Raw genomic sequence first — 14257 nt, 5'->3', positions numbered from 1 at the left:
TCGGGTGCAGGATGATTGCCTGGTGGGGTGCAAACCCGCCGCAGATCGTGTCGCATCGTGGCGAGCCGCCCGAGCGACCACCGGAGACTCGGAGAGCACATGACGAAGACGTTGATGCCGGCCGCGAAGCGTGGCGGGTCCCTGAAGCGGAGCCTCGGCCTGTGGGCCATTGTGGGCCTCGGACTGGGCTACATGACACCCACGGTGGTGTTCGATACCTTCGGCCTGGTTGCGCGCGACACGAACAATGTGGTGCCGCTCGCATACACCGTCGCGTTGATCGTGATGATCTTCACGGCGATCAGCTACGGCAAGATCGCCGGCGCGATTCCGAGCGCCGGTTCGGCATACACCTACGCCCGCGAGTCGATGCACCCGAATGTGGGCTTCCTGGTGGGTTGGACCGCCCTCATCGACTACATGCTGCTCCCAATGGTCAACTGCCTCATCATTCGCAGCTACCTTGAGGCGTTCTTCCCCGCGGTGCCCGGTTGGGTGTGGGTCATCATCTACGTTGTCTTTGTGACGAGCATCATTTACCTCACGATGCGCGGCACCTCGAATGTGAACATGATCCTGCTGGTGTTCTCGATCGCGGTGATGGCTGTGTTCGTGGTGATGGTTGTGGTGCAGCTCGCCGGCGGCGCCGGTGTGGGCGGTGTGGTGACGGTGCAGCCGTTCTTCCATAATGAGGTCGAGCTCGGTGCGGTGCTCGCGGGTGCCACGATTGTCTGCTTCTCGTTCATCGGGTTCGACGCGGTCACCATGTACGCCGAGGAGGCGAAGACGCCGAAGATCATGCCGAAGGCGATTCTGCTCACGGTGGTGCTCGGCGGTGCGATCTTCTTGGTCGCGGGCTACTTCACGCAGCAGCGTTTCCCCGATTGGAACGAGTTCGCGCCCGGCGGCGACATGCAGTTCGTCGAGGATTCGACGCTGCCGATCATCGGTGAGCTTGTCGGCGGTAAGGTGCTTGCGGCGGTGCTGACGGCCGCGGGCTTCGCGGCGACGCTCGCTTCGGGTCTGGCTTCGCACGCTTCGGTGTCGCGCATGCTGCTGGTGATGGGTCGCAACAATGTGCTCCCGAAGAGGTTCTTCGGCTACATCAACGCGAAAACGCACACCCCCACCTTCAACATTGTGCTCACCGGTGCGATCTCGCTGCTCGCGATCGCCTTCACCCTGGAGATGATCGCGGCCTACATCAACTACGGTGCGCTGATCGCCTTCACCTTCGTTAATCTTTCGGTGATTGCGTGGTTCGCGATCCGCAAGGGCCGCCGTCACACGCCGAAGGACATTTTCAACTACATCGTCATGCCCCTGCTGGGCACGGCTCTCACGGGCCTGTTGTGGGTAAACCTCGATGGGCACGCGCTGCTCGGCGGTCTCATCTGGACGGGTCTCGGCTTCCTCTATCTGCTCTTCATCACGAAGGGCTTCCGGCAGAAGGTTGCCTCCTTCGATGAGAACCAGCCGGTCACCGGCTACAACAAGGTCGTTGAGGGCGTCGAGTAGCGGCTTTCGTCGGCTTCGCACTCGGGCTTCCGGGGCTGCGGCGCATGGCGCCCGGCCCCGGAAGTTTTGCGTTCACGGGGTTCGCGCCGCGCCACGGGGTCGAGCAGTGGCAGGGTGATGCCGCAGAGCGGGCCGATGAGTAGGGCGAAGGCGAGTGTGCCGATGCCGGCGTTGCCGCCGAGCGCCCAGCCGATGAGCAGCACGGTTACTTCGACGGCGGTGCGGCCCATCCAGATGGGGGTGCCGAAGCGGTTGTAGATGCCTGTCATGAGGCCATCGCGCGGGCCGGGGCCGAGGTGGGCACCGATGTAGATGCCGCTGGCGATGGCGAGCAGGAGGAGTCCGGCTGCGAAGAAGGCGATCTTGGCCCAGAGCGTTTCGGGGGTGGGCAGCAGCCAGAGGCCGAGTTCGATGCCGGGGCCAACGAGCATGATGTTGAGCAGGGTACCGAGGCCTGGTTTCTGGCGGAGGGGGATCCAGAGCAGCAGCACAGCGAGGCCGATGATGTTGGTGAGCAGCCCGATGCCGAGGCCGGTGCGCACTGACATGCCTTGGGCGAAGACGGTCCAGGGGTCGACGCCGATGGCGGCGCGGATCATGAAGGCGTCGGCGACGCCGTAGAGCAGGAGGCCTGGGACCAGTCGGAGCAGTCGGGAATACATGCGATCAGTCCACATGAGATTGGACTGGCCTTCAAGATGCCAATTCGCATACAGTGGCCTCATGATCGCGCAGCGTCTCTCCGCCCGCCGGCTCCAAGAACTCCTCGGAGCGTGGCGCGGCAACGGCCACAGCTACCGTGAGCTGAGCGAGAGCATCACGCTCCTCGTGCGCGACGGACGGCTGCCACCCGCCTCGGTGCTCCCCGCCGAGCGCCCCCTCGCCGAGCAGCTCGGCGTGAGCCGCACCACCGTGGCGGCCGCCTACCAGCGCCTGCGCGAGGAGCGAGTCGTCGAATCTCGACGCGGCTCCGGCACCGTGGTGCTCGGACGCGTGGGAGTGCGTGGTGGTGTCTGGGCTGAGGGTGACCCCGATGAAATCGCGCTCACGCGAGCCTCGCCCGGCGCCTGGCAGCGGCTGCCCGAGCTGGCGCAACTGGCGCTCACAGAACACCCTGACGCCTTCCTCCTCGACGGCTACGACACGATCGGCCATCCGGCGCTACGCGCGCTTGTCGCGGAGCGCTATTCGCGCCGCGGCCTGCCCACTGTGCCCGAGCAGATCATGGTGACGCTCGGTGCCCAGCACGCGATCTTTCTGATTGCCCGCACGTTGCTGAATCGGGGTGATCGCAGTCTGATCGAGTCGCCGAGCTACCCGCACGCCCGGGAGGCGCTCGCCTCGGCCGGTGCGCTCGTGGCTGAGTTGCCCGTCGGCCCGCACGATTATGACGCGGCCAGCATGCTGGAGATCGCGAGTCGCACCTCGGCCCGTCTCGCATATTTGATTCCCGATCATCACAATCCCACTGGCCTCAGCATGCCCCCCGAGCTGCGCGAGCGTCTCATCACGAACCTCACCGAGCAGGGCACGTACATCATTGCCGACGAGACGACGGCAGAGTTGGTGTTGGGCGAGCCGCGAGGTGTGCTGCCGTTCGCGGCGTCGGCGGCGCTGCCGCACCAGCGAGACGCGATTCTCACCGTCGGTTCGCTTGCGAAGACGGTGTGGGGTGGCCTGCGGGTGGGGTGGATCCGGGCGGCGCCCGAGCTGATAGCGCGCCTTGAGGCGGCGCGGGTGGTGGGAGATCTGGGCACGAGCACCTGGGCGCAGTTGCTCGGTGCGCTCTCGCTGGAACGTTATGACGAGGTGCTTGCGGATCGCTGCCGTGAGCTCACTGCGGGGCATCGTGCGCTGACGGGTGCGCTCGCGCAGGGGTTGCCTGAGTGGCGGATCTCACCGGCGACGGGCGGGGTGAGTGTGTGGGCAGATCTGGGGGCGGCGCGCAGCACCAGGTTGAGCCGGGAGGCGGCCCGGTTGGGCCTGCGCATTTCGCCTGGCCCGCAGTTTGGCAGCCCGGGGGTGTTCGAACGTTTCGTGCGGTTGCCCTTCGCGGTCTCTGGGGTCGATTTGCCACACGCTGTCGAGCTGCTGCGCCAGGCCTGGGATGGCGGTGGGGCTGCGGCTGCCGCACCGGCGACCGCCGAGGTGGTGTGAGGGGCGTTGCGGGGTGGGTTTCGGTGCTGGACTGTAAGCTAGGGGATCATGCTCGATCTTGACTTCAGCGCTCGCATCCGCGCTCTCCGCGCCACCTACGCCGACATCGCCGCGGTTCTCGATCTGCCGCGCCTTGAGCGGGAGATCGTCGAGCTTGAAGAGCAGGCCGCCGCCCCCGATCTGTGGGATGATCCCGCCGCTGCGCAGAAGGTGACGAGCGGACTCTCGCACCGGCAGGCGCAGGTGCGCAAGTTGCGTGCGGTGGAGAGCCGGCTTGATGATCTCGAGGTGCTGATCGAGCTGGCGCAGGAAGCTGATGATGCCGATTCGGCTCAGGAGGCCGCAGACGAGCTCATTGCGCTTGAGAAGCTGGTGCAAGACCTCGAAGTGCAGACGATGCTGTCGGGGGAGTACGACGAGCGTGCGGCTGTGGTGACGATCCGCTCCGGTGCCGGCGGCGATGATGCCACCGACTTCGCAGAGATTCTGCTGCGCATGTACCTGCGCTGGGCCGAGCAGCACGGCTACTCGACGAAGGTGCTCGATACCTCGTACGCCGAGGGTGCCGGCATCAAATCGGCAACGTTCGAGATCGATGCGCCGTACGCCTTCGGCACGCTCTCGGTTGAGGCCGGCACGCACCGTCTCGCGCGCATCAGCCCCTTCGGGTCGGCTGATAAGCGGCAGACGAGCTTCGCCGGCGTTGAGGTGATCCCGCTGCTCGAAGAGGCCACCGCGGTCGATATTCCCGAGAACGACATTCGCGTCGATGTGTTCCGTTCGTCTGGCCCCGGCGGCCAGTCGGTCAACACCACCGACTCGGCGGTGCGCATTACGCACATTCCCACCGGCATCGTGATCTCGATGCAGAACGAGAAGTCGCAGATTCAGAACCGTGCGGCCGCGATGCGGCTGCTGCAGACGCGCCTGCTGCTGCTGCAGAAGGAGCAGGAGGCTGCGAAGAAGAAGGAGCTTGCCGGTTCGGTGACGGCGAGCTGGGGCGATCAGATTCGCTCGTACTTCTTGTATGGCCAGCAGCTGGTGAAAGATCTGCGCACGGGGCATGAGTCGTCGCAGCCCGACGCCGTGTTTGACGGCGACCTCGACGGCTTCATCGCCGCGGGTATTCGCTGGCGCTCGCTCTCGAAGAACGAGGCTTAGGCGACTTCGCGCCGCGCGCCTCTGCCGGCTTCCAGCACAAGTGGCGTAGTGTCGTGACGTCATGATCCTCTTCGAGAACGTCACCAAGAAGTACCGGGGCACCGCGAAACCGGCGCTCGACGGCATCGACCTGCGCGTCGACCGCGGCGAGTTCGTGTTCATCGTGGGTGCCTCCGGTTCGGGCAAATCGAGCTGCCTGCGCCTCATCCTGCGCGAGGACCAGCCGAGCTCCGGCAAGATCCACGTGCTCGGGCAAGATCTCAGCAAGATCTCCTCGCGCAAAGTGCCCTACTTTCGACGCAACCTCGGCACGGTGTTCCAAGACTTCCGTCTGCTCACCAACAAGACCGTCTACGACAACGTCGCCTTCTCCTTGCAGGTGATCGGCAAGTCGCGCGGCTTCATTCAAGAAGCAGTGCCCGACACCCTCGAAATGGTAGGTCTCGCGGGCAAAGCCAAACGCTTCCCCCACGAACTCTCCGGCGGTGAGCAGCAACGCGTCGCGATCGCGCGCGCCATCGTCAACAAGCCCTCGATCCTGCTCGCCGACGAGCCCACAGGCAACCTCGACCCCGCCACCAGCCTCGGCATCATGCAACTGCTGCGCGCCATCAACGCTTCGGGCACCACCGTCGTGATGGCCACCCACGAAGCCACCTTCGTCGACATCATGCAGCAGCGCGTGGTCGAACTCTCGCAGGGCGTCGTGGTGCGCGACGAAGTGGGCGGCGGCTACGGCCAGACCGCCTCGATCCCCGTCGCCGACCTCTCAGAAGAGGGCGTGCAGGTGCTGCGCACCACCGAAGCCGTGGTGCGCGCCGCGCTTGCACCGGAAGACGGCGGCGAGGCACCGGCAACCCAGGCACCGGCAGCTCCGGCTCAGGCCGCTCCCGCTGCGCTCGCCGAGCCGATCCGCTACCCGGCACCGAGCGCCGCCCCCGCCGCACAAGCACCTGCGGCCCCCGCAGCCCCGCAGCGCCCTGTCGCACCGCCGGCTGCGCCCGTGGCCCCGACGCCTGCGCCCGCGCCGCGCGAAGCCTCCGTCTTCGAAGAACCCCAGCCGCTCGGCCAGGTCGACCCCGAAGTTGACGACGACACCGTGCGCGCCGACGGCCAACAACTGCGCCGCATCCCCAGCTTCCTCGACCCGGGGCGCCCCATAGACCCCGTGCAGATGTCTGAAACCGGCAACCTCGCCGAACACCTCGGACTCAGCCGAAAAGACGACGACGAAACAGATGTGGGGCCGGTGCGATGAGAGCAGGACTCGTACTCGGCGAGGTCTGGAGTGGCCTGCGCCGCAACATGTCAGTGGTCATCTCGGTGATCCTCGTGACCTTCGTGTCGCTCACCTTCGTGGGTGCCGCGATTCTCATGCAGCTGCAGATCCAGCAGATGAAGACGTTCTGGTACGACCGGGCGCAGGTCGCCATCTACCTATGCACCGACTTCGACCAGAGCGCTACCTGCTCGGGCACCGACGCCAACGAAGAAGAAATCTCCGCCGTCGAGAACGCCCTCAAATCCGACACGCTGCGGCCCTACATCGACGACTTCTTCTTCGTCGACCACGAGCAGGCCTACGCAGAGTTCACCAAGCAGTTCGAGGGCAACCCCATCCTCGACATCACACGCCCAGAACAGCTCAACCAGACCTTCTGGGTGAAACTCAAAGACCCCTCCCGCTCCGACATCGTCACTGAGACGTTCTCGGGCATTCCCGGCGTGCAGAGCGTGTCCGATCAGCGCAGCCTGCTCGACAGAATCTTCCTGTTCCTCGGCGTCGCCAGCTACACCGCCATCGCTATCGCAGGCCTCATGCTCGTCGCCGCCATGCTGCTCATCTCCACAACGATCCGCCTCTCCGCATACTCGCGCAGACGCGAAATCGGCATCATGCGCCTCGTGGGGGCATCGAACCGCTTCATCCAGACCCCCTTCATCTTGGAGGGCATCATCGCCGCGCTCGTCGGTGCGGTGCTCGCCGGCGGTGCCTCAGTGGGGATCGTGAAATTCTTCGTGCAAGGATTCCTGGCCCGGGAAGTGCCGTTCACGAGCTACATCACCGTCGAACAATCGCTCGTCGTGCCACCCGTGCTCGTGCTCGTTGGCGTGGTGCTCTCTGCTATCGCCGCGAAGATCGCGATCACCCGCTACCTGCGGGTGTAGCGAGTTCGCGGCCCGCATTGCCGTGCGGCGAGACTGAGCGTTTCCGCGAGACGGCCTGTTGCAGAGGCGCCGGAACAGGTCGTCTCGCTGCATCAGTCGTGCTCGCCGCGGCCGCGCGTGCGCTAGGCTTGATCTTCGCGCTTATGCGCGAACCCAGACCCCGGCGCGGAGAGAGGATGTGACATGAGCCCCAAAGAGACCGGCGAAAAGCTGATCGCTTCCAATAAGAAGGCACGGCACGAGTACCACATCCTCGACACCTACGAAGCCGGTATGGTGCTCACCGGCAGCGAAGTGAAGTCGCTGCGCATGGGTCGCGCCTCGCTCGTCGACGGCTACGTGTTCATTGAGCGCGGAGAAGCCTGGCTCGACGCGGCCTACATCCCCGAATATCTCAACGGCTCGTGGACCAACCACGCCCCGCGCCGCAAACGCAAACTGCTGCTGCACCGCCAGCAGATCGACAAGCTCTACCAGAAGACCCGCGAGGGCGGCATGACCATCGTGCCGCTGCGGCTCTACTTCCTCGACGGGCGCGCCAAAGTCGAAATCGCCCTCGCGAAGGGCAAGAAAGAATACGACAAGAGGCAAACCCTGCGCGAACAGCAAGACAAGCGCGAAGCAGAGCGCGCCATGCGCGCCCGCAACCGCCTGGGGGAGTAGACCCCACAGCACTGCGCCCCTCGCAGCCGAGCCAGCCCCGACATCGCGTCGAAACTGTGCTCACCTGCGATGGGCGCAGTCACATCAGTCGGCGGATCCGCCCCACTGTCATACCACCGCGTCGAGGGCGCGGCTCACGTCGAGCAGCACGCCGCTCTGCAGGCCGTGCCAGTGCTCCGTGTCGGGATCCGGCCACGTCGAGAGCTTCACGATCACCGAGTCGGTCTGTGGATCCAGCCACAGGTTCTGGCCGTGGATCCCGATCCCGCTCACATTGCCGCGCTCGTTGCCGGTGCACCACCACTGGCGCGTGTAGCTGCCCTCGGGGAAGGCGCCTGTGAAGCCCGGGTCGGTCATGGCCTCGCGCGATCCGCCGCTCATCACACTGCGCACCCAGGCCTCCGAGACCACGCGACCGCCGGGAGCGACGCCCCCGTCGAGCATCATGCGGCCCACGCGGGCGAGGTCGCGCGCCGTGCACGAGACCCCGCCGTTCGCGAACCCGAAGCCCGCCGAATCGACCGTGATCGTAGCGTCGCGATCCGCACCCAGCTTCGACCACAGATGCACCGAAAGCGCCTCAGCGTAACGCAAGCCAGTGACACGCTCGATCATCCAGGCGAGCACGTCGGTGTTCGCCGAACAGTACTGGAACTCGCCCGTAGCGCCGTTGCCGCGCAGCGTGGTGAGAAACTCGTAGGTGTCGGCCGGGTCGCCCTTACGCCGCGAACGCCAGCCTGCCGAACGATCGTGCGTTTGCACCTCAGAAGCAGGATCGACGTAGTCCTCGCTGTAGTCGATCGCGATCTCCATGTCGAGCACCTGCTGCACCGTGACCCGCGGGGCTGACGGATCACCCAGCGGTCCGTCATAGACCGACCCCGCAAGCTCAGGCACATACGCGGTGACGGGCTGGGCCGGGTCGATCCGCCCCTCGTCCACCAGCGCCCCAACGACCGTGCCGCACAGCGACTTCGACACACTCATCAGGAGGTGCAGATCGTCGGCCGCGAAGCCCGGTGCGTAGTACTCGGCCAGGACCTCGGTGCCGCGCAGCACGAGGAACGCGTCGGTGTAGGTCTGCTCGAGTCGCGCCTGGACATCGGGCATCTGCGGGGTGAGCGCTTCGAGGCGCACGTGCGCTGCGAGGGGCGCCGCGGGCGAGCGGCGGGAGATCGTCGCCGACGGGAGCAGCTCGCCGAGGTGGGCGAACGCCCAGCGGTTCTGCGGTGCCTCCTGCCAGCTGTCGAGGTGGGGCTGCCCGGGCTCTGCGCCGGGGAAGCGGGGCGGGTGGGCGCCCGTCAGAGCCTCGCCGGTCATGCTGCTGCCTGGCCCGTGCCGTGCTCGGCCTCGTACTCGGCGTTTTGCGCCGCAATACGACCGCGATTCAAGACCATGTAGAGCACCGCGGTGACGATCATGCCGGCGGGCACCGACAGGTCGATGTAGCCGATCGCCTCCGCGAGCGGGCCGGTCCAGATGTCGGTCGACAGGAAGAGCGCGGTCGCCGCGCCGCCCGCGACCACCGACACCAGGCCGCCGATGCTGAAGCCGCCGGAATACCAGAACGCGCCGGTGCGGGTCTCGTCGAACAGGTCGAAACCGCTGTATCGGTTGCGCCGCATGATGATGTCGGTGACGTAGGCGGTCATGGTCGGTGCCGAGATGATGAGCAGGAACTGCAGCATGAGGTTCACCGCGTCGATGAGGTTCGTTGACAGCGCGAGCACGACGGTGAAGATGGTGCCGAGGACCCCCACCAGCACGGCCGAGGGGATGCGCTTGATCGGGATGCCAATCGACTGGAACACCATGCTCGAGGTGTAGGTGGTCATGCCGTTGAGGGCGATCGTGTTGACGATGACGCCGAGCACGAAGATCGGGCCGAACCAGGCGGGCACCATGTCGAGCAGCGGGTATTCGATGCCGAAGGCGAGATCCTCGGGGCTGACGGCGCCGCCGAGCAGCGCGCCGAACGAGGTGAAGACGATGCAGGGGAGCGCGCCGCCAAGCGCCGTCGCGGCGATGATGTGGGAGGGCTTGGTCTCGCGCGGCAGGTAGCGGGCGAGATCGGCGCTGTTCGAGTAGGAGAGCGGGGTGGAGGCGAGGATCGCGAAGCCGATCGCCATCGCCGACCACAGGCCGATGCCCTCAAGCGGCTCAGGCTGCGTGAACGCCCAATCGACGTGAGGCAGGATGTAGCCCACCACAACTACGAAGATCACCAGCAGCACCGCGGTGATCGCGGTGTAGGCGCGCAGGATCAGTGCGTGGCCGTACACCGCCACCAGCACGGTGACCGCCGACACCACGAGGCTCACGAGCACGATGTTGAGCGTCTCGTTCTCCATGCCCATGCGACGCAGCAGTTCGGCGCCCATGAAGGTCGAGGCGACCCAGTTGAGGGCGAGGAAGACGCCGGAGATGAACCAGCCGTAGAAGGCGATGACGAACTTGTTGCCGATCACGCCGTAGATCGCGCGGGTGACGACGGAGCCGGAGGTGCCCGCCGCGGGGCCGCTGATGGCGACGATGCCGGGGAGCACCCACAGCAGCGCTGAGGCGACGATCACGATGATGGCCTGCCAGATTTCGAGCCCGAGCACGAGGGTGAGCGTGGCACCCATGGTGAAGTTGAGCACGCTGACGTTCGGCGCGGCCCACACCGCGAAGAGGTCGCGGGCACGGCCGTGGCGCTCGGAAGGAGCGACAAGCTCGATACCGCGGGTCTCCGGATGGGTGGCGACGTCAACGAATTCGTGAGGGGCGACTGTGGGGTCGTTGGACACGGGTGAGGATCCTCTCGGCGGAGTCCCGAGCATCATTGCTGGTGGCATGTGAGCAGCGCTGCTATTGGTCATGGGGCCAATGGACTCTGTTGGTCACCTATCCAATAGGATGATGAGCATGGTGTCAAGCGGAGAGCCAAGGGCGGCGCAGCCCGGGGGAAACGGGGCTGCTGCAGGGGTGCCACCGAGTGCTTCAGGTGGATCGGAGCGGGTGTCGTCGCGGGTGCGGAAGCAGCCGGAAGAGCGCCGCGCAGAGATCCTCACTGAGGCCGCACGTATCGCCCTCGAAGAAGGGCTCGAACGCATCACACTGCGCGCCGTCGCCGACCGCCTCGGCGTGCGGCCCGGCCTCATCAGCCACTACTTCCCGGCCGCCGAAGACCTCGTCGCGGCAGCATTCGTGCTCGCCATCACGGGGGAGCGGGAGCATCTGTTCTCCGTCAGCGGCGACCCCCTTGAGCGGCTGGTGGTCTTCGTGCAGCGCATGCAGTTTGAAGAAGAGGGCTTTTCGCGTCTCTGGCTGAACGCCCGGCACCTCGCCAGATTCACGCCGGCGCTCGCCGACGCCATCGAGGAGCAGGAGGGCCTCGACCGCGGCCGGCTGGCCGAGGTCATCGAAGCGGGATGCGCCGATGGTGTCTTCACCGTCGAGGATCCCTTCGAGGCCTGCGTGCGCATCTTCATGGCGGTCGACGGCTTCGGCTCCTATGCCAACGACCCCGCGCCCTTCGAACACGCCGCCTACGTGCACTTCGTTGCTGACGTGTGCGAGTGGGCGCTCGGCCTCACGCCGGGAACCCTGCGGGAGCGCGTGTCGCACCGCTATACACAGCAAGCCGACGGTGGTATTCTGTAAGGCCGGGATCATCCCGGATTGAAAATTCAACAGCGCGTGATGCGAATGCCCCCAAGCTGCACCCCAGGGTGCGAGCGCCGCTTGCGGCGCACACGGGGCCGATCGGTTTCGACACGTCGATTTTGAGACTGTGAGAAGCGGGCCGAGGACGCGGAGTTATCTCGTAAACGCCCTTCGCAAACCATAGGTGCCAACGCTAAGCGCACCGACTTCGCTCTCGCTGCCTAAGCACGAGACCGAGTCCGTCAGGTCGGGTGGGCCTCCGCCCCGGTTTCCTGGCGTCATCTAGGAGGCTTGCTGATGCGTCGTGTCTCAGGGCGCATCGGGACTTTCACTGAGACTGGGCCTGTCGTTCTAGGTGTTCGTGACAAAGAACGGGGCCGAGTAGAACGTTTGCACGAACTACGCTCGTAGAAGGCACGGAATCGTCGAAGTGGACCGGGGTTCGATTCCCCGCGGCTCCACCAGAGCATTCGCATCACGCACTGCACCACACACCGCAGAGGCCGCCCCTGGGGGCGGCCTCTGCGCTTTGTGGTGAGGCCAGGCTTTCCTGCGTTGCGGGTGCTGCAGCCAGCGGCCAGGATATGAGTATGAGCGAAACCAAGCCCGCCACCCCCGCATCGCAGCCCCATCAGGGCGAAGCCCACGGTGGCAACATCGGACAGCGCCTCAACTGGCTGCGCGCCGGAGTGCTCGGCGCGAACGACGGCATCGTATCGACGGCCGGTGTGGTGATCGGTGTGGCCGGGGCCACACCCAACAACGTGATCGCTATTGCCACCGCAGGCATCGCAGCCCTCGTCGCAGGCGCCTTCTCAATGGCGGGCGGCGAGTACGTCTCGGTGAGCACGCAGCGCGACACCGAGCGCGCGCTGATCGAGAAAGAGCGGCGCGAACTCGCCGAAATGCCCGAAGAAGAGCTGGAGGAGCTCGCCGGACTCTACCGTGACCGCGGGTTGTCGCCTGATCTTGCGCACCAGGTTGCGGTGGAACTCACCGCGAAAGACGCGCTCGCCGCTCATGCCGAGGTCGAACTCGGCATCGACCCCAACGAGTACACGAGCCCGTGGGCAGCGGCGGTCTCGTCGTTCATCTCGTTCACTGTCGGCGCGCTGGTCCCGCTCATCATGATCCTGCTGCCCTTCGGCGAGCATCGAGTGTGGATTGCGGCAGTGGCCGTGGTGCTCGGCTTGCTGCTCACGGGGTGGATCAGCGCCGCGCTCGGCGGGGCACCGCGAGGCCGCGCGATCCTGCGCAACGTGGTGATGGGCTCGGCGACCATGGTGGCCACCTATGTGATCGGGGTGTTGTTCGGCGTCGCCGTGAGTTGATCTTGCGAGACGCGCGTCTCGCGCCTAGCCGATGATCGGGCGCTCGGTCGGCAGCGTGAACGATTCGCGTTTCTGCCGGAGGGCGAGAGCTGATGCGAGCACGATGGGTCCGACTCGACCGACGAGCATGAGCGCCGACAGCACGTACTTTCCGAACGCCCCGACCTCACTCGATATCCCCACGGAGAGTCCACAGGTCGCAAAGGCCGAGATCACCTCGAACAGGATCCGATCGAGTTTCGCATCGCTGACGACGGTGAGCAGAGCCGACGCAACGAAGACGAGCGTCGCCCCCAGGAATGTCACGCTGATTGCCAGCCGCAGCGTGCTGTTCGGAATGCGGCGCCCCATCACATTCGTGTGCTGGCGACCGCGTGCCTCCGTGATGATCGCGAGGAACAGCACCGCGAGAGTGGTGACCTTGATGCCACCCGCTGTGGATGCGGAGCCGCCACCCACGAACATCATCGCGTCGCTGAGCAGCATCGTGGTCGAGGTCGAGGATTCCATGTCGACGATAGCGAAACCACCCGAGCGCATCATCGTTGATGCGAAGAGCGCGTGTCCGAGCTTGCTTCCCCAGTGTTCGGCACCGACGGTCGCCGGGTTGTTCCATTCGAAGAGCGCCCACGCGGCCGTGCCGAGGAGCAGCAGAATCGTCGTCGTCGCCAAAGTGAGTTTGGTGTGCAGCGTCCACCGCTGGCGTGTCCATCTCGCGCGGATGAGGTTGAGATAGACCGGAAAGCCGAAACTGCCCACGAACACCCCGATGGTGATCGGCGCGAGCACGAAGAGATTGTCGTCAAATGCTGCCAGCCCGCCGTCATGAGGGGTGAACCCCGCATTGGAGAATGCGGAGATCGCGTAGAACGCTCCATTCCAAAGCCCCTGCCCGAAGGACCCTTCGGCGGCGATGAACGCTGGCGCGAGCGCAGCGAAGAGCGCTGCCTCGATCGCCAGGGTCGTCACGACGACCACTCGGAGCAGTCGGCCGACCTCGCCGAGTCCCTCGGAACCGATGCTGGCTTTCGCGAACACGCGGCTACTGACGCCGAGTCGACGAGTGACCATGAGCCCGAGCAGAAGAGCGATGGTGACGACGCCGAGCCCACCGGTCTGGATCGCGACAAGGATCACCGCTTCCCCGAAGAATGACCAGTGCGCCGCGGTGTCCACACTCGTGAGCCCGGTGACGGTCACGGCCGAGACGGCGGTGAACAGTGCGTCGGGGAGGGCGGTCGCAGTGCCGTCGGCCGAAGCTGCCGGCAAGGTGAGTAGCAGAGTGAACACGAACACTGCTGCGATGAACACGCTGATCGCGATGCGGGCCGGGGAATGGCCCAGCATGTAGCGCACCCGGTGCCATGAGTGACGCGCTTGCCGCCTCAGCTGCCCAAGCGCGATGGCTCCGGTGTGTGGCTCCATGATCGGCGAACCTCCCAGCTTGAGTCCCTTCTTGTTACAGATGCAGGACGCACTCGATCGTATACTCGTCCGACACGTCCGCGTCACGCCGAATCGCGCATTCGGTGCGTAGGTGCGCTTCCCGCATGCGCACCATAGGATGGAGGTCTGCGGACGCCAGCGGCCGCAGTGGAGTGCCGGGAAGT

At 65.7% G+C, this 14257-nt stretch carries 12 protein-coding genes and 1 other RNA gene; 9 read left to right on the top strand and 4 right to left on the bottom strand.

The genetic code is table 11. The features are described 5' to 3' along the window. The first annotated feature begins 99 nt into the window (after positions 1 to 99). Positions 100 to 1518 carry an APC family permease gene (locus tag WFI54_RS03645; RefSeq protein WP_336651424.1) on the top strand — a complete coding sequence of 473 codons (1419 nt, stop codon included), beginning with the start codon at positions 100 to 102 and terminating at the stop codon, positions 1516 to 1518. On the opposite strand, the gene yczE is transcribed toward WFI54_RS03645, so the two are convergent. Beyond that, on the bottom strand, positions 1488 to 2180 hold the full coding sequence (yczE, locus tag WFI54_RS03640) for a membrane protein YczE (protein WP_336651652.1): 693 nt from the start codon (positions 2178 to 2180) through the stop codon (positions 1488 to 1490). The genes WFI54_RS03645 and yczE overlap by 31 nt on opposite strands. Before the next feature lie 61 nt (positions 2181 to 2241). Between yczE and yczR the strand changes: the two genes are divergently transcribed. The 5 genes from yczR (at position 2242) to smpB (ending at position 7668) form a co-directional block, all read left to right on the top strand. Beyond that, positions 2242 to 3675: a MocR-like transcription factor YczR gene (gene yczR / locus WFI54_RS03635; protein ID WP_336651423.1), complete on the top strand. Its 1434-nt coding sequence runs from the start codon at positions 2242 to 2244 to the stop codon at positions 3673 to 3675. A gap of 48 nt (positions 3676 to 3723) precedes the next feature. Then, on the top strand, positions 3724 to 4836 hold the full coding sequence (prfB, locus tag WFI54_RS03630; protein WP_336651422.1) for a peptide chain release factor 2: 1113 nt from the start codon (positions 3724 to 3726) through the stop codon (positions 4834 to 4836). Positions 4837 to 4897: 61 nt separating this feature from the next. After that, positions 4898 to 6094, top strand: coding sequence for a cell division ATP-binding protein FtsE (ftsE, locus tag WFI54_RS03625; protein ID WP_336651421.1), 1197 nt, complete (start codon positions 4898 to 4900; stop codon positions 6092 to 6094). After that, positions 6091 to 7005: a permease-like cell division protein FtsX gene (gene ftsX, locus WFI54_RS03620; protein ID WP_336651420.1), complete on the top strand. Its 915-nt coding sequence runs from the start codon at positions 6091 to 6093 to the stop codon at positions 7003 to 7005. The genes ftsE and ftsX overlap by 4 nt, the downstream gene beginning before the upstream one ends. Before the next feature lie 183 nt (positions 7006 to 7188). Further along, the gene (gene smpB / locus WFI54_RS03615) at positions 7189 to 7668 is read left to right on the top strand and encodes an SsrA-binding protein SmpB (RefSeq protein WP_336651419.1); all 480 of its coding nucleotides are present in this window, start codon (positions 7189 to 7191) and stop codon (positions 7666 to 7668) included. 108 nt (positions 7669 to 7776) lie between these two features. Here smpB and nylB read toward each other — a convergent pair whose 3' ends face one another. Together nylB and WFI54_RS03605 are read right to left on the bottom strand one after the other, a co-directional pair. Next, positions 7777 to 8988, bottom strand: a complete 1212-nt coding sequence (gene nylB / locus WFI54_RS03610; RefSeq protein ID WP_336651418.1) for a 6-aminohexanoate-dimer hydrolase — start codon at positions 8986 to 8988, stop codon at positions 7777 to 7779. Beyond that, the gene (locus WFI54_RS03605; RefSeq protein ID WP_336651417.1) at positions 8985 to 10457 is read right to left on the bottom strand and encodes a purine-cytosine permease family protein; all 1473 of its coding nucleotides are present in this window, start codon (positions 10455 to 10457) and stop codon (positions 8985 to 8987) included. Before WFI54_RS03605 ends, nylB begins: the two co-directional genes overlap by 4 nt. Positions 10458 to 10575: 118 nt before the next feature. Here WFI54_RS03605 and WFI54_RS03600 point away from each other — a divergent pair, with 118 nt between their 5' ends. From WFI54_RS03600 to WFI54_RS03590, 3 genes are all read left to right on the top strand, one after another. Next, positions 10576 to 11313, top strand: a complete 738-nt coding sequence (locus WFI54_RS03600) for a TetR/AcrR family transcriptional regulator (RefSeq protein ID WP_336651416.1) — start codon at positions 10576 to 10578, stop codon at positions 11311 to 11313. Between the two features lie 94 nt (positions 11314 to 11407). Continuing rightward, positions 11408 to 11780, top strand: a transfer-messenger RNA (tmRNA) gene (ssrA, locus tag WFI54_RS03595). A 126-nt stretch (positions 11781 to 11906) separates the two neighbouring features. Further along, complete coding sequence (locus tag WFI54_RS03590; protein WP_336651415.1) at positions 11907 to 12647, top strand: VIT1/CCC1 transporter family protein; 741 nt, start codon at positions 11907 to 11909, stop codon at positions 12645 to 12647. 24 nt (positions 12648 to 12671) lie between these two features. Here WFI54_RS03590 and WFI54_RS03585 read toward each other — a convergent pair whose 3' ends face one another. Next, positions 12672 to 14072: a TrkH family potassium uptake protein gene (locus tag WFI54_RS03585; RefSeq protein ID WP_336651414.1), complete on the bottom strand. Its 1401-nt coding sequence runs from the start codon at positions 14070 to 14072 to the stop codon at positions 12672 to 12674. Positions 14073 to 14257 lie beyond the last annotated feature (185 nt).

This window comes from Leucobacter sp. MMO-125, assembly GCF_037148395.1.
Lineage (GTDB): Bacteria > Actinomycetota > Actinomycetes > Actinomycetales > Microbacteriaceae > Leucobacter.
Note: the sequence above shows the minus strand (reverse complement) of the source record. Positions and strands in the feature narration are given on the sequence as shown.

Coding starts and splice junctions, on each gene's coding strand:
- WFI54_RS03645 (WP_336651424.1), top strand. CDS start 100: ATGACGAAGACGTTGATGCCGGCCGCGAAGCGTGGCGGGTCCCTGAAG.
- yczE (WP_336651652.1), bottom strand. CDS start 2,180: ATGTATTCCCGACTGCTCCGACTGGTCCCAGGCCTCCTGCTCTACGGC.
- yczR (WP_336651423.1), top strand. CDS start 2,242: ATGATCGCGCAGCGTCTCTCCGCCCGCCGGCTCCAAGAACTCCTCGGA.
- prfB (WP_336651422.1), top strand. CDS start 3,724: ATGCTCGATCTTGACTTCAGCGCTCGCATCCGCGCTCTCCGCGCCACC.
- ftsE (WP_336651421.1), top strand. CDS start 4,898: ATGATCCTCTTCGAGAACGTCACCAAGAAGTACCGGGGCACCGCGAAA.
- ftsX (WP_336651420.1), top strand. CDS start 6,091: ATGAGAGCAGGACTCGTACTCGGCGAGGTCTGGAGTGGCCTGCGCCGC.
- smpB (WP_336651419.1), top strand. CDS start 7,189: ATGAGCCCCAAAGAGACCGGCGAAAAGCTGATCGCTTCCAATAAGAAG.
- nylB (WP_336651418.1), bottom strand. CDS start 8,988: ATGACCGGCGAGGCTCTGACGGGCGCCCACCCGCCCCGCTTCCCCGGC.
- WFI54_RS03600 (WP_336651416.1), top strand. CDS start 10,576: ATGGTGTCAAGCGGAGAGCCAAGGGCGGCGCAGCCCGGGGGAAACGGG.
- WFI54_RS03590 (WP_336651415.1), top strand. CDS start 11,907: ATGAGCGAAACCAAGCCCGCCACCCCCGCATCGCAGCCCCATCAGGGC.
- WFI54_RS03585 (WP_336651414.1), bottom strand. CDS start 14,072: ATGGAGCCACACACCGGAGCCATCGCGCTTGGGCAGCTGAGGCGGCAA.